Annotated in this window: 11 protein-coding genes; 3 read left to right on the top strand and 8 right to left on the bottom strand. The window is 71.3% G+C overall.

Features of this window, described 5'->3' with window-relative positions; translation table 11 throughout:
• Nucleotides 1-125: 125 nt before the first annotated feature.
• Both VIM26_RS13880 and VIM26_RS13875 read right to left on the bottom strand, forming a co-directional pair.
• Entirely contained in the window at nucleotides 126-2,492 is a 2,367-nt protein-coding gene (locus VIM26_RS13880; protein WP_331952147.1) for an EAL domain-containing protein, read from the bottom strand.
• Between the two features lie 211 nt (nucleotides 2,493-2,703).
• Nucleotides 2,704-3,558, bottom strand: a complete 855-nt coding sequence (locus tag VIM26_RS13875) for an SAM-dependent methyltransferase (protein WP_331952145.1) — start codon at nucleotides 3,556-3,558, stop codon at nucleotides 2,704-2,706.
• A gap of 149 nt (nucleotides 3,559-3,707) precedes the next feature.
• Between VIM26_RS13875 and glgX the strand changes: the two genes are divergently transcribed.
• Entirely contained in the window at nucleotides 3,708-5,879 is a 2,172-nt protein-coding gene (gene glgX / locus VIM26_RS13870; RefSeq protein ID WP_331952143.1) for a glycogen debranching protein GlgX, read from the top strand.
• Here the strand turns inward: glgX and VIM26_RS13865 are convergent.
• The 4 genes from VIM26_RS13865 to VIM26_RS27090 all read right to left on the bottom strand — a co-directional run bounded on the left by VIM26_RS13865 (nucleotide 5,854) and on the right by VIM26_RS27090 (nucleotide 10,359).
• Nucleotides 5,854-7,002, bottom strand: coding sequence for a hybrid sensor histidine kinase/response regulator (locus tag VIM26_RS13865; protein WP_331952141.1), 1,149 nt, complete (start codon nucleotides 7,000-7,002; stop codon nucleotides 5,854-5,856). The genes glgX and VIM26_RS13865 overlap by 26 nt on opposite strands.
• 81 nt (nucleotides 7,003-7,083) lie before the next feature.
• Nucleotides 7,084-9,438: a hybrid sensor histidine kinase/response regulator gene (locus tag VIM26_RS13860; protein WP_331952139.1), complete on the bottom strand. Its 2,355-nt coding sequence runs from the start codon at nucleotides 9,436-9,438 to the stop codon at nucleotides 7,084-7,086.
• Nucleotides 9,439-9,739: 301 nt separating this feature from the next.
• Nucleotides 9,740-9,958: a hypothetical protein gene (locus VIM26_RS13855; RefSeq protein ID WP_331952137.1), complete on the bottom strand. Its 219-nt coding sequence runs from the start codon at nucleotides 9,956-9,958 to the stop codon at nucleotides 9,740-9,742.
• The gene (locus tag VIM26_RS27090; protein WP_414696488.1) at nucleotides 9,874-10,359 is read right to left on the bottom strand and encodes a PAS domain S-box protein; all 486 of its coding nucleotides are present in this window, start codon (nucleotides 10,357-10,359) and stop codon (nucleotides 9,874-9,876) included. Before VIM26_RS27090 ends, VIM26_RS13855 begins: the two co-directional genes overlap by 85 nt.
• A gap of 355 nt (nucleotides 10,360-10,714) precedes the next feature.
• Here VIM26_RS27090 and nirB point away from each other — a divergent pair, with 355 nt between their 5' ends.
• Both nirB and nirD read left to right on the top strand, forming a co-directional pair.
• Complete coding sequence (gene nirB, locus VIM26_RS13850) at nucleotides 10,715-13,285, top strand: nitrite reductase large subunit NirB (RefSeq protein ID WP_331952135.1); 2,571 nt, start codon at nucleotides 10,715-10,717, stop codon at nucleotides 13,283-13,285.
• Complete coding sequence (nirD, locus tag VIM26_RS13845) at nucleotides 13,282-13,617, top strand: nitrite reductase small subunit NirD (protein WP_331952133.1); 336 nt, start codon at nucleotides 13,282-13,284, stop codon at nucleotides 13,615-13,617. Before nirB ends, nirD begins: the two co-directional genes overlap by 4 nt.
• A gap of 34 nt (nucleotides 13,618-13,651) precedes the next feature.
• Here the strand turns inward: nirD and VIM26_RS13840 are convergent, their stop codons facing one another.
• Nucleotides 13,652-14,158 (bottom strand): isoprenylcysteine carboxylmethyltransferase family protein, encoded by a 507-nt coding sequence (locus VIM26_RS13840; RefSeq protein ID WP_331952131.1) that lies wholly within the window; start codon nucleotides 14,156-14,158, stop codon nucleotides 13,652-13,654.
• Nucleotides 14,155-14,460, bottom strand: coding sequence for a hypothetical protein (locus VIM26_RS13835; protein WP_331952129.1), 306 nt, complete (start codon nucleotides 14,458-14,460; stop codon nucleotides 14,155-14,157). The genes VIM26_RS13840 and VIM26_RS13835 overlap by 4 nt, the downstream gene beginning before the upstream one ends.
• Between the last annotated feature and the right edge of the window lie 4 nt (nucleotides 14,461-14,464).

The following is a 14,464-nucleotide window of genomic DNA, read 5'->3' as shown; positions in this document are numbered from 1 at the left end:
GACCAGACGGTCGCCGACCACCGGGCCCTGGCCGCGGCGGTGGCGACCGGCCGTCTGGAGGCCGCCGAGGCCTGACCGATCTCGGTCGGCGGCGAGCGTCCCGCTCCTCAAGCAGTCGGCGCCGGTCAGCTCGGGCTGGAGATCTCGCGCCGGGGACGCTGCGCCCCCGCCTCCCGGCGCCGGTCCGCACGTTCGTGGCCGGCGTGGGCCGCCCGCTTCGCCCGGTACAGCTCTTCGTCGGCGGCCGCCAGCAGGTCGCGGGGGACCCACGGTCCGGTCCCGGTCGTCGCGAGCCCCATCGACACCGACGGCCCGCCCTCCGCCCGCAGGCGCGCGAGGGCGCCCGCGAGCAGCCGGCGCGCCTCGAGGGCCGGGCAACCGGGCAGCACGACGCAGAACTCGTCACCGCCGAGGCGTCCGACCGTGGCGTTAGGCCACGACGCGACGCCCTTGGAGAGGGTGTCCGCCACGCGCTGGATCGCGGCGTCCCCGCTGGCGTGACCCTCGAAGTCGTTGATCTCCTTGAGCCGGTCCATGTCGAGCAGCGCGACGACGGTCTGCGTGCTCCGCCCCGAGAGCCGCTCCAGGACGTCGTCGACGACGCGGCGGTTGCCGACCCGGGTGAGGGCGTCCTCGAACGCCATCCGGTCGACCCGTTGCAGATTCTCGGCCTGCACGACGACGCCGCCCATCAGCGTCGCCACCGCCATCAGGGTCTCGATGTCGCGCGACTCGAAGTGGGGTTCGCCGTGGTCGGTCGCGAACCACAGCTGACCCCACACCCGGCGATCGACGTAGATCGGGACGGCGGCCGAGGAGTACTTCCCGAGCTCGATGAGCAGGTCGACCGACTCCGGGTCGGACGTCGGGTCGTCGACCCGGTGGATGTACGGCAGTCCGGTGAGCATGGTCCGCCGCGCCTGCGCGTAGTCCGCCAGCGAGTAGACCTCGTTCTCCGGGAACATCTGCTCGTTCGGCCCGAGCTGACCGACGCTGACCAGGCAGCGGAGCTGGTTCGCCTCGCGTTCCCACCGTTCCACCGACGCCGAGGCGGCGCCGACGATGCGCCGGGCCTCCTCGAGCGCGACCCGCATGAGCTCGCGGGTGTCGCGGCTCGAGCTCAGCACCTTGGTGATGCCGAAGACCGAGCGCATCCGCTCCTCCATCCCGCGCCGCCCCATCCGGCGCCGGTCGAGGTCGTCCATGAGCTCACCGAACGGGACGGTGTCGGGCGGCGACAACGCCACGGTGGCGAGCAATCCCCGCAGGTTCGGCATCGATGGACCGTGTGACGCGGGGTTGACCGTGCGGGCGACGTGGTTCAGGCCCGCGGCGAGAGCGTGGGTTCCGAGGTCCGGGTCGGTGCTCGCGGCGCGGTCCGCGGCGGCGGCGGCGGCCCGGACCAGCGCCACCTCCACCGGCCCAGCGTCGACGGCGGGCCCGCCGCTCACCAGGAGTGCGCGCAGGCGCTCGTCGCCGCTGAGGGCGACCGGCAGTGCGCCGTCGACCAGCAGGCGCCGTACGTCGTGCACGAGCGCGAGTCGTCCCACCGCACGCACGGTCTGGTCGTCCAGCTCTGCCGCGCGGGCCAGCGCCGTCGCGAGGGCATGGACGGCGCCGCGATGCGCGGAGTCCGTGGCGCCGAGCAGCCGAGCGGCCGCGAGCACGGCCTCGTTCAGGGCCACCGGCCAGCGGTCCGGCCCCTCGCGCGGGGACACCACCGCGGTCGCGCCGCCCGGGGCCACAGAGGCCGCCACAGCAGGCGGATCGGGCCCCGGCCGGGCGAACAGGTAGCCCTGCCTCACCGCACATCCCAGCTGCAGGACGGCGTTCGCCTGTTCCTCGGTCTCGATGCCCTCCGCGACGACGGACAGGCCGAGGCTGTCCGCGAGGTTGATCACGAGTCGCACGATCGCCCGGTCGGCCCCCTCCCGGGTCACGCCGGAGACGAACGTCTGGTCGAGCTTGAGCATCTGGGCCGGGATCCTGCGCAGCGTGTCGAGCGTCGCGAACCCGGTGCCGAAGTCGTCGATCGCCACCCGGATCCCGAGCTCCGACAGCCGGTCGATGACCACCCGGATCCCGGGTGCCGCGACGGCGGACTCGGTGATCTCCAGGACGAGCGCCGAGCCGGGCAAGTCGTGCTCGGCGAGGATGGACGAGACGACGTCGACGATGTCGGGCAGGTCCAGCTGGGCGGGCGTGATGTTCACGCTGACGGTGGCGGTCGTGATGGCGCTGGATCCCGAGCGCCAGTGCGCGGCCGCGGCGACCGCGCGCTTGAGCACCTCGAGCCCGAGCGGGATGATCAGCCCCGACTCCTCGGCCACCGGGATGAAGTCGGCCGGTGGCACGAGGGTGCCGTCGAGATCCCGAAGCCGGGCGAGCGCCTCGAAGCCGATGACCTGTCGGGACGGCAGGACGACGATCGGCTGGTAGTGGACCTCCAGCGCCCCGCGGGCCAGCGCGGCGGCTATCGCCGGCGCGTCCATCGTCCCGCCGCGGCCCGCAGGCTCTCGCTCCGCGTGACCGTCGCTCGGGCCCGCGGCTCGCGGGTCGGGAGGGCAGGGCGCATTCGGTGTTTATCGGCGTGAGCGGACCGCGCCTTGACGCGCGTGACCCGTTCGGGTGCAGGCCCGCTCGGGGCAGCGGGCCGATGGCAGGACCGCGCCGGGCTTGCTGGATCGCCACGCCCGCCCGAGCTCAGGTCTTCTCGGCGACGAGGAGCTTGTACCGCCACAGGCCGCGATCGAGCGCATCGAGCTGCGCCAGGCAGGCACGCGCGTTCTCGAGGTGTCCGCGGCCGATGACGCGGCACGACCGAAGCGCCGCCGCGAAGGGCAGCAGCGCGCTGGTGATCCGGTCCAGCCTCGCCAGGGACGGTCGCACCCGGTCCGTGATGTCCCACACGCGGACCGGGCCGAAGCCGGCGGCACCGAGCACCGAGCGGTAGTCAGGCTCCGAGAGCAGGCTGGGCATCGCCCAGCCGTCGAGCCACTGCCGCAGGATCTCGGTCTCGGCCGCCGTGAGCACGGGGTGGTCGCGCACCAGGTACTCCGCGAGCACGAGCCGACCACCGGGACGCAGCAGCCGGAACGCCTCCGCCGCGAACTCGGCCTTGCTCGCCGCATGGACCACGCTCTCCAGCGCCCAGACGACGGAGAAGTCCGCCGCGGGCAGCCCCGTGCTCGTGTAGTCCCGGGCCTCGAACCGGGCCAGGTGGTCCAGCCGGCGCTGCCGGGCGGCTGACCGCGCGGACTGCAGCTGGTGGGCGGTGATGTTGATCCCGAGGACCGGGCAGCCGACGTGCTCGGCGAGCCAGAGCGCGCTGCCGCCCATGCCGCAGCCCGCGTCCAGCACGACGTCGGCCGCGTCGATCCGCGCGCACGACGCGAGTACGGCGTTCATCCGAGCCAACGCTTGCCGGTGCGTCGTCGCGCTGTCGTCGTAGTACCCGAAATGAATGGCGAGCGTCTGCTCGCTGCGCCACAGGTGTTTGTAGTCCCACCTGGTGCCGGCGTAGTAGCGGAGCACGGCGGTGTGCTGGGCGTCCGGCATGGTGCCCCCTGCGCGGCCTTCGAAGGACCGAAGGTCACTGCCGGCCCTCGATACTCGCCGAGTGTAGTGACGGCCCGCCGGCCTCGCCGCTCGTCATGAGAATGCCCGTTCGGGGTACGCGCCCCGGGCGCTCTGCCTACGGTTGGCCGGTGCAAGAGCGGATGCAGGACCTTGGGGGAATGGCGATGGTGGTGCACGATCCGATCCAGCGGCCGGGGCGCCCGTATCCGCTGGGGGCCACCCCCGCAGTCGGGCCGGACGGCACCCCCGGCACCAATTTTGCGGTGAGCTCGGGCGTCGCCGAAGGCATGACGCTGTGCCTGTTCGACGCGGCCGGAACCGAGACCCAGGTCCGCCTGCTCGACGTCGACGCGGGGGTGTGGCACGCGTTCGTCCCTGGCATCGGAGCCGGCCAGCGGTACGGGTTCCGCTCGTCCGGGGTGTTCCGGCCGGCCGACGGTCTGCGCACCAACCCCGCGAAGCTGCTCCTCGACCCCTACGCGCTGGCCACGACCGGTGCGGTGGTCTTCGGCGACGAGGTCCTCGGCCATGACCCCGCGGACCCGGATCGGCGCAGCATGCTCGACTCGGCGAACCACGTGCCTCGCGCGATCGTGGTGGACCCGACCTTCGACTGGGGCACGGACGGCCGGCCCGAGCACCATCTCGCCGACTCGGTGATCTACGAGGTGCACGTCAAGGGCTTCACCATGGCGCACCCTGGGGTGCCGCCCGAGCTGCAGGGTACCTACGCGGGCCTGGCACACCCCGCCGCCGTCGACCACCTGGTCGGCCTGGGGGTGACGGCCGTCGAGCTGCTTCCGGTGCACCAGAACGTGCCCGAGGCGTTCCTGGTCGACGCGGGGCTGACCAACTTCTGGGGCTACAACACCATCGGGTATTTCGCGCCCCAGGACAGCCTGTCGGCCGAGGTCCGCGCGGGGCGACCCGGCGGTCAGGTGGCGGAGTTCAAGGCGATGGTCCGCACCCTGCACGCCGCGGGCATCGAGGTCCTGCTCGACGTCGTGTTCAACCACACCGCGGAGTTCGACGCCACCGGGCCGACCGTGTGCCACCGGGGCCTGGACAACCCGGGGTACTACCGGCTCGAACCCACCGACCAGAGCCGGTACGTGGATACGACGGGCTGCGGCAACTCGCTCAACGTCGACGACCCGGGCACGCTTCGCCTGATCATGGACTCGCTTCGCTACTGGGCGAGCGAGATGCACGTCGACGGCTTCCGGTTCGATCTCGCTCCGAGCCTGGCTCGCGACCGTGGTGGCTTCGACCGGCTCGCCTCCTTCTTCGACATCGTCAACCAGGACCCGGTCGTCTCGCGGGTCAAGCTGATCGCCGAGCCGTGGGACGTCGGCCAGAGCGACAGCTACGACCTGGGCCGGTTCCCGGCGCTGTGGAGCGAGTGGAACGGCCGCTACCGGGACACGATGCGCGATTTCTGGCGGATCCAGGACGGGCAGCTGGGCGACTTCGCGACCCGTTTCGCAGGATCCTCTGACCTGTTCGCCGCCCACGAACGCCGGCCTACCGCGTCGGTCAACCTGGTCACCGCGCACGACGGGTTCACGTTGCGCGATCTCGTCTCCTACGACCGCAAGCACAACGAGGCCAACATCGCGGGCAACCCCGGTGGCACCGACGACAACCGCTCCTGGAACGGCGGCGTCGAGGGGGAGCTCGACAGTCCCGAGATCACGCAGGGGCGCGCGCGGCGCCAGCGGGCGCTGCTCACCACCCTGTTGCTGTCGTTCGGGGTCCCGATGCTGCTCGGCGGCGACGAGCTCGGACGCACTCAGCGGGGCAACAACAACGCGTACTGCCAGGACAACGAGATCAGCTGGTTCGACTGGTCCTCGCCCGACGAGGAGTTGCTCGCCTTCACCAGCCGGGTCGTCGCGCTGCGCCGGGCGCATCCGGTCTTTCGCCGGCGGCGATTCCTGTCCGGGGTGGATCTCGCGGAGCTGGCCTGGTTCACCCCGGCCGGCGCGGCCATGACGTCGGAGGCCTGGTCCAACCCCCAGGCGCGAGCCGTCACCGTCGCCCTCGATGGGGACAATGCTCCCGACCGGTCCGACGACGGCTCCCTTCTCGTCGACGACGACTTCCTGCTGCTGATCAACGGTTGGCGCGAGGCCCTCGACTTCGCGATCCCGCCGGGCCGTGCCGCGCAGGAGTGGATCATCGAGCTGGAGACCTTCGAGGCGACGCCGCGACCGGGCCCGGTCCGGGTTGCCGGTGACGTCCTCACCGTCGGCCCGCAGTCCGTCGTGGTGCTCAGATCGCCGCTGCCTGTGTCCTGACGGCAGGAACGGTGAACGCCACCGCGGTGCCCCCGCCGGGATTGTTCGTGGCCCAGATCGTCCCGCCCTGCCGTTGGATCAGGTCGCGGCAGATGAACAGCCCGAGACCGAGCCCGTCGCGCCGCTTCGTCCCGGGCTGGCCGCCCTGCACGAACTGCTCGAAGATGCGCTCCTCGTCTCCGGGCCCGAGGCCCTGGCCGGTGTCCAGCACGGTGACGCAGACGCCGTCACCCAGCGGGCGGGCATCCACGGTGACCGAGCCACCGTCCGGGGTGAAGCGGAACGCGTTGTCCAGGAGGTTGGCGAGCACCTCTCGGAGCCGGTCCGGGTCGGCGGTCACCGGCGGCAGGTTCGAGGCGAGCACGGCGATCTGGATCCCGCGACGCTGGGCCGTCGGGCCGTAGGCGGACAGCGCCTCGCTGAGCAACGCGCCGAGGGCCAGGGTGCGGCAGTCGACGGTCGCGCGACTGCCCTCCACCCGCGTCCCCTCCAGGAGGTCGTCGATCATCACCTTGAGCTGCCCGACGTTGCGCATGAGCACCGTGAGATAGTCCCGCTGGACCTCGGCGAGCGGGCCACCGACGTCGTCCAGCAGCAACGACCCGAACTGATGAATCGCTGTGAGCGGCGTCCGGAGCTCGTGCGAGATGTGGGAGAGGAACAGATCCTTCGACTGGAGCTGTTCGTCCCGTGATCTCTGGAGCTCGTGCAGGACCCGTTGGCGCCGGATCGCAGAGTCGACGGCGCGGCCGAGATCGCCCGGGCGGATCGAGGCCTTCACGAGACAGTCCTGAGCCCCGAGCCGGAAGAACTCCTCGGCGAGCCACGGATCTTCGTCCCCCGTGACGACGACGATCGCCGCCCTGCCACCGAGGCCCAGCACCTGGGTGAAGGTGGACATGCTCTCGCCGTCCGCCTTGCCCAGGTCGAGGATCACGCCGTCGAACCAGTCGTGCGCGAGCCGTTGCACGCCCTCGGTCAGCTCGGCTGCGTGCTCGATCCAGGCGGTCGAGAGAATGCTGTCCCGGATCGCCATCTCGAGCAGCATCGAGTCAGGCTGCTTGTCCTCTATCACCAGCAGCCTGTTCGGCGCAATGGACGTGGCGTCCAACGGCAGGAGCATGCAGGTCTGATCGGTGACCGAGCCGGTCAGGTAAGCATTAGCGGTGCGGATCCGCCCGGATGGGGGTCACCCGTACGGGTGTCAGCTGTCCTGCAGCACGCGCGGCTCGCCGTCGAGAATCTCGCGGACCCTGCGGAGCAGGCCCTGAGCGGGGAACGGCTTCTCGATGAGGTTCACACCGTCGTCGAGGACGCCCTGGTGCACGATCAGGTCCGCGCTGTAACCGCTCATGTACAGGATCTCGGTGTGCGGGCTGAGGATGCGGATCTCGGCGGCGAGCTCCTTTCCGGACCGGCCGGGCATGATGACGTCGGTCAGCAGCAGGGCGAGCTCGCCGGGAAGTTGGTGGGCGACCTCGAGGGCCTCGTCGGCGTTCGCGGCGGCGAACACCGTGTAGCCGTGCCCCTGCAGGATGCGCCGCGCGGGCTCGCGGACCATGTCCTCGTCCTCGACGAGCAGGATCGTCTCGCCCTGCGCCGTCAGATCCGACTCCGGGGGCCTGTGCGCGCCGGTCGCAACCTCCTCGTGGGTCGCCGGGAGGATGAACCGGATCGTGGTGCCGACGCCCTCCTCGGAGTAGATGGCCACGTCACCGGCGGCCTGCACGGCGATCCCGTACACGGTCGCCAGGCCGAGTCCGGTGCCCTCGCCGGTGCGTTTGGTGGTGAAGAACGGCTCGAACGCCCGGCTCGCGATCTCCCGGGACATGCCGGTTCCGGTGTCCGAGATCGTGAGGCACACGTAGGAGCCAGAGGTGATCGACAGGCTCCGGGCATAGTCCTCGTCGGTGTCGATGCCGGAGGTCTCGATGCGGAGCGTGCCGCCGTTCGGCATGGAGTCGCGCGCATTGACCACGAGGTTCATCAGGACCTGTTCGAGCTGGCCGCGGTCGGCCTTGACCCGCGGGAGGGCCGGCGAGGACACCACCTGAAGCTCGATGTTCTCCCCGATGGACCGGCGCAGCAGCTTCTCCATGTCGGTCACGATCGCGTTGAGGTCCAGGACCTCGGGCTTGGTCACCTCGCGCCGGCTGAAGATGAGCAGCTGGTGGGTGAGCTGAGCCGCGCGGGCGGCGAGCGTGGTGGTCTCGGCGACGTCCTGGGCGAGCAGGGTGACGCCGCCGTCGTTGTCGAGCCCGAGGCGCCGCGCCTGCAGCTCGAGGCCGTCCTCGGCCAGCGCGGCGTAGTTCATGATCCCGGCGAGCAGGTTGTTGAAGTCGTGCGCGACGCCGCCGGCCAGCTGGCCGATGCTCTCCAGACGCTGGGACTGGTGCAGCTGGGCGTTCGCGACCTCTGCCGCGCGGCGGCTCTCGGCCTCCTTCTCGTACAGCCGGCAGCGATGCAGGGCGAGGTCGACGAAGGACGCCACCCGGTCGAGCAGCGACCGTTCGGTGACTCCGAAGACGGGCGCGAACGCGCCGATCTGCACGATCAGCCAGCCCTCGGTCAGCCGGCAGGCGATCCCGCCGCCGTCGAGGACCACGAAGAGCTCGCTCGAGTCGCCGGCGAGGAGCTGGTCGTTCAGCGCCACCAGCTCGTCGGGGGGGAGCCCCTGGGCGGCCACCGGTACTCCGTGGGCATCGAGCAGGGCCGCACCGCGGGCTCCGAACAGGCGCACCACGGCCGGCACGATGGCGCTCCCCACCTGCATCGCCGTCACCGCCGTCATCAGTACCCGCTCGGCCTTGCCGTACTCCGCCAGGTCCGCCGCGCGCCACGCCGCGTTCAGCCACGCCGGGACGACGAACGCGAGCACCAGCAGGCCGATCGCCACGACACTGATCAGCGCCCTGATCACCTGGGCCGGCGTGCTCTGCGTGTCGCCGCCGATGCCGCCCGAGAGCAGCGCGACCGCCAGGATGACGGCGCCGGGGCTGAGGGTGCGCATCCGGTGCCGCACGACCGACGGCTGCCCGTTGCCTGCCCTCCAGAGTCCGATGGCGGCCAGCGCCGACTGCACGGTCCAGCTGCCGAGGATCAGGGCCAGGTACGCCTTGACCCAGGGGCTCGTGGATGCGCCGGTGAGCGGGAACCGGAGAAACGTGAGCGTCCCGGCCAGCTGCAACGCGGTGAGCACCGAGGCGATGACGAGGCTTCGTCGACCGACGGCTCCGAGGCTGTGCGCGAACCGGACGAGCAGGTAGGGGATGAGCAGCAACATCGCCAGCAGCACGACGATGAACAGGCGCAGCGCCAGGGAGTCGCTGGTGGGGTCCATCTGCGGCAGGAAGGAGAGCCCGACGATCACGAGGAAGATCGCGAACATCGCAAGCGCCCACCGGGTGGCGGCAGAGTTGCGATCGCGTGCGCGCCGGGCGAGCACCACCACGGCAATGAGAAGGGCCGCGATCTCGACGATATTGGCGACCAGCCGCACGGTAGTCGGTTCGGCCGTCGTCGTCGCTGCGGCTGCTACCGCCGTAGCAAGCGGACTCATGGTCGGGTCCGAGCGTCGGTACGCGGATCGCCGGTGGTCGCGAACCAGGAAACGGGCTTGGTCAAGGCTGAGAGTTCTGGCCGAACAGGGGGGAGGGAGGCAAACACGATTTCATCTCTGACGACGAGGGAAAGCTGTGGGGCCTGATCGGCCGCCCCCGCCGGTTCGAAGCCAAGTCGCCACCCGTGATCGGGCGGCAAGACGCGCCCGCGATCGGGCGGCGCAATTTCCGGTAATAACTGTACCGCCACGATCGGGTGAACCTTGCGCCGCGCCGGAACTTCTCCGCGTGTCGAGACGTTCACGCGTTGATCTGGGCGTCGAGGATCTCCCGGACCTTGGCCAGCAGATCCCGTGGCGGGAACGGCTTGCCGATGAGACGCACGCCCTCCTTGAGTACGCCCTGGTACACGAGCGCGTTCGCGGTGTAGCCGCTCATGTACGTCGGCTCCCGCACGACGTCCTCGTCGTCGACGAGCAGGATCGTCTCCCCGTGCGCCGAGGAGCGCCCGTTCGGCACCGCCTCGGGCTCCGCGGCCGCGAGCTCGCGGGTCGCCGAGAAGTTGACCCGGATCGTGGTGCCCAGTCCTTCCTGGGAGTAGATGGTGACGTCCCCACCCGTCTGGGTCGCGATCCCGTAGACCGTTGCCAGGCCTCGCTGCCGTCCTTGCGCCGAGCCTCGAACTCGAGGCCGTGACCCAGTTCCCCGTTCTTCGGGCCGACGACCGAGCCGGCCGACTCCTGCGGATGGGTGGCGCGGTCACCGCCAGGGATCAGGACGTCCAGGGCGAGGCCGGTGAGCTCGGTTCGCGGATGGCCGAACAGCACCTCGGTCTGATGGTTCACCAGCCGGATCACGCCGTCGGCGTCCACCGCGACAAGCCCGTCCGGGGCGGCCTCGACGAGCTGCTCGATCCACATCGAGCGAGCCGACGATCCAGGAGGGTCGTATGCAGTCACGAGTCATCTCTCACGACGGGCCAACGCTGTGTAGGGCCGGTCTCCGGCGGGCGGCGGTCATCGGCCTGGGATGAACCCGCGAACGGGTGGTGCTTTGAGCAGTCGATCGTGCTCCGCATGTCCTTGTCAGCAGCAGGGCGAGCCGATTCGCGCGTGGCGGCGCGGCGCAAGGGCTCAAAGACCCCCCAATTGCCGGGTGGACCCGGGAGCGCCGCTCGCCGGGTAGGCCTAAAGGCCCCCGTTTTCACGGCAGCTCAGGTGAAAATTGCTGAACGAGCGCCGGCCCGCGCAGCGACCCGAACCGAAGGATCACCCGATGACCCGCACGTCCCCCGGCCGCGTCGTCGTCGTCGGCGCCGGCATGGTTGCCCACCGCTTCGCCGACCAGCTGTGCGAGCGCTCGACGCAGGGCGACTGGCACCTGACGGTGATCGGTGACGAGGACAGCGCGCCGTACGACCGGGTGCACCTCTCGGACTTCTTCGCCGGGCGCAGCCCGGGCGACCTCACCATGGCCACCGCGCCCTGGCAGGACCCGCGCACCGAGCTCGTCGTCGGCGACGGCGTCCGGAGCATCGACCGCGGCGCGCGGACCGTGACCACCCGCTCCGGCCGCGTCGAGCCCTACGACAACCTCGTGCTGGCGACCGGGTCGTGGGCCTGGACGCCGCGGACCGAGGGCACCGACCTGCCCGGGGTGTTCCGCTACCGCACGATGAGCGACGTCGTGGCGCTGCGGGAGTGGGTCACCCTGCGCGCCGATCGACTCCGGCGCCCGCTGCACGGCGTCGTCGTGGGCGGCGGACTGCTGGGCCTCGAGGCCGCCAAGGCGCTGGCCGGCCTGGGCACCACCGCGACTGTGGTCGAGTTCGCGGACCGCCTGATGAACGTCCAGCTCGACGACGGCGCGGGGGAGGCCCTGCGAGTCCTGGTCGCCGGCGAGGGCATCGACGTGCGCACGTCGACCGGCGCCACCCGCCTGACCGCGGGCGGTGACGGCGCGGTGGCGTCCATGGACCTCACCGACGAGACCAGCCTGCCGGCCGACGTCGTCGTCTTCTCCACCGGGGTGCGGCCCCGGGACAGGGTGGCCCGGGAGTCCGGGCTGGCGATCGGCGAGCGCGGTGGCGTGGTCATCGGCCCGACCTGCCGCACGTCCGACCCGGGGGTGTGGGCCATCGGCGAGTGCGCCTCGTTCGAGGGGGAGTGCGTCGGCCTGGTCGCCCCGGCGAACGCGATGGCCGACGCCGTCGTCGACCAGCTGCTCGGCGGCCGCTCGACCTACCGGCCCGCGGCGCAGGGCGCGAAGCTCAAGGGCGTCGGCGTGGATGCCGCGAGCTTCGGTGACGTGTTCGCGCTGACCCCCGGGGCCCTCGAGGTGACCTTCGCCGACCCGGTTGCACGGACCTACAAGAAATTGGTCGTGTCCGACGACGCCCGCACACTGCTCGGGGGTGTCTTCGTCGGTGACACGACGCTGTACGCCTCGCTGCGTCCCCTGCTCGGCCGCCCCCTCGGCGCAGACCCGTCCGCATTCCTTGTGCCCGAGGGGGTAGGGGTTCCCACCACCGACCTGCCCGACGACGCCGTCGTCTGCTCGTGCTCCAACGTCTCGGCCGGCACCATCCGCGCCGCGGTGAGCGAGCAGGGCTGCACGAGCGTGGGGGAGGTGAAGGGTTGCACCAAGGCGGGCACGGTGTGCGGATCCTGCGTGCCGCTGCTGACCAAGATCGTGAACACGAGCCTCGAGCGCTCGGGCGTCGCGGTCTCGAGCGCCATGTGCGAGCACTTCGCGATGTCAAGGGCCGAGCTGTTCGCCCTGGTAGACGCCGCCGGCCACCGGACATTCTCCGAGATCGTCGACGCGTACGGGGCGGGTCGCGGCTGTGCGATCTGCAAGCCGGCGGTCGCCTCGATCCTGTCGTCCCTGGGCGCGGGTCACGTGCTCGCGCGCGAGCACGCCGCGCTCCAGGACACCAACGACCACGTCCTGGCGAACATGCAGAAGGACGGCACCTACTCGGTGGTCCCGCGCGTGCCCGGCGGGGAGATCACCCCCGAACGGCTCATCGTGCTGGGCGAGGTGGCGCGCGAGTTCGGCCTGCACACACGGATCACCGGAGCCCAGCGGATCGCGATGTTCGGTGCCCGCATCGACCAGCTGCCGGCGATCTGGCGGCGCCTGGTCGACGCGGGCTTCGAGTCCGGCCAGGCCTACGGCAAGTCCCTACGCGCGGTGAAGTCCTGCGTGGGGCAGGCGTGGTGCCGGTTCGGCGTCCAGGACTCCGCGAGCATGGCGGTGCGCCTGGAGCTGCGCTACCGGGGGCTGCGCTCGCCGCACAAGTTCAAGGTCGGCGTCTCCGGCTGCGCGCGGGAGTGCGCCGAGGCGCGCGGCAAGGACGTCGGCGTCATCGCCACCGAGAAGGGCTGGAACGTCTACGTCGGTGGCAACGGCGGCTTCACCCCGCGGCACGCGGACCTGCTCGCCGAGGACCTGGACGACGACCGCCTGATCCAGGTCATCGACCGGTTCCTCGCCTTCTACATCCGCTCGGCCGACCGGGTCCAGCGCACCGCGCCCTGGGTTGCGGACTACCCCGGCGGCATCTCGGAGCTGCGCAAGGCCGTCGTCGAGGACGCCCTGGGCCTGGGCGCCGACCTCGACGCCTCGATGGCCGGTCACGTCGAGGCGTACACCGACGAGTGGCGGGCCACCTTGGAGGACCCCGAGAAGCTGCAACGCTTCGTGTCGTTCGTGAACGCCCCCGACCAGCACGACCCCGATCTCGCGTACACCTCCGTGCGCGGACAGGCCCGCCCCGCCCGCCCGGGCCAGGCCTCGGACAACAACCCCGTGATCGCCCGTACGTTGGAGGTACGCCCGTGAGCAGCTGGACCGTCGTCTGCCCGCTGAGCGGCCTCGTGCCCGAGCGCGGGGTGACCGCACTGGTCGACGGCGAGCAGGTGGCCGTGTTCCGGCTGGACGACGACCGGGTGGTCGCCGTCCAGCAGCGCGACCCGTTCTCGGGCGCCAATGTCATTTCGCGCGGCATCGTCGGCTCGGTGGGCACCGTGCCCACGGTGACCTCGCCGATGTACAAGCAGGTCTGGGACCTGACCACCGGGCGCTGCCTGGACCCGGTGGGCAAGGAACCGGCTGACCTGCGGATGTTCGCCGTGAGCGTCGAGAGCGGACAGGTGCGGGTGGCCCGCTGGTAGCCCTGGCTCGCCGCTCGCGGAGCAGCGCGCGTGGCTAGAGCCAGCGCCGGACCCGCGCGCGGTAGTCGGCGTACGCCTGGCCGAACCGGCCGGCGAGGTAGCGTTCCTCGGGCTCGATGACGACGCGACGCACCGCGAGCAGCGCGAACGGCAGGGTCGCGAGCGGCCACCACGAGCCGACGAGCAGAGCGCTGCCGAGGTAGGCGATGGCCAGTGCCGTGTACATCGGGTTGCGCGAGATTCGGTAGGCGCCGGTCGTGACGAGCGCGGACACCTCGTGGTGCGGCACGATCGTCGTCCGGTGCCGCACGACTCCCGTGACAGCGGCGAGGGCCAGCGCCGCTCCCGCGACGACGAAGGGCACGCCGACCGCCACGGCCGCGCCCCGCGCACCGCCGATCGCGAGCGGCACGCTCGCACCGCGAAGCGCAATGCCTGCCGCGAACGCCGCGCCGTAGTACAGCGGTGGGGGGAGGCGGAACACCCGCGCACCGAGCCGGTGGGGCGCCGCCGGTGAGGCGACCGGGCCGGAGACCGTCATGACCAGCTCGTGTCCAGCAGCGCGCCGCTGGCGTGCAGGACGTCGAGGCGGTGCACCTCGGGCTCGCTCCCGGGTCGTTCGCCGCCCAACGCGGCATCGACCGCCGGGTGGATCCGATCGTCGAATGCCTGCGCGCATGCCTGTTCGGACTCCCAGACATCGATGTACCGCAACCGGCCGTCGGGCTCTCGGACGCACAGGTGCAGGAGCGCGCCGGGCAACGGTTCGGGCCCGAGTCCGTCGATGATGCGGCGGTACGTCGCCTCATCGATCGGAACGTCCTGGATGTAGGCGTAAACCATGACA

This window comes from Pengzhenrongella sp. (assembly GCF_036565025.1).
Lineage (GTDB): Bacteria > Actinomycetota > Actinomycetes > Actinomycetales > Cellulomonadaceae > Pengzhenrongella.
The sequence above is the reverse complement of the archived record's forward strand: the minus strand, read 5'-3'. Positions and strand labels throughout refer to the sequence as shown.

Bases quoted from the DNA above. Each gene is read 5' to 3' on its own strand.
- VIM26_RS13880 (WP_331952147.1), bottom strand. From the start codon at position 2,492: ATGGACGCGCCGGCGATAGCCGCCGCGCTGGCCCGCGGGGCGCTGGAG.
- VIM26_RS13875 (WP_331952145.1), bottom strand. From the start codon at position 3,558: ATGCCGGACGCCCAGCACACCGCCGTGCTCCGCTACTACGCCGGCACC.
- VIM26_RS13865 (WP_331952141.1), bottom strand. From the start codon at position 7,002: ATGCTCCTGCCGTTGGACGCCACGTCCATTGCGCCGAACAGGCTGCTG.
- VIM26_RS13860 (WP_331952139.1), bottom strand. From the start codon at position 9,438: ATGAGTCCGCTTGCTACGGCGGTAGCAGCCGCAGCGACGACGACGGCC.
- VIM26_RS27090 (WP_414696488.1), bottom strand. From the start codon at position 10,359: ATGTGGATCGAGCAGCTCGTCGAGGCCGCCCCGGACGGGCTTGTCGCG.
- nirB (WP_331952135.1), top strand. From the start codon at position 10,715: ATGACCCGCACGTCCCCCGGCCGCGTCGTCGTCGTCGGCGCCGGCATG.
- VIM26_RS13840 (WP_331952131.1), bottom strand. From the start codon at position 14,158: ATGACGGTCTCCGGCCCGGTCGCCTCACCGGCGGCGCCCCACCGGCTC.
- VIM26_RS13835 (WP_331952129.1), bottom strand. From the start codon at position 14,460: ATGGTTTACGCCTACATCCAGGACGTTCCGATCGATGAGGCGACGTAC.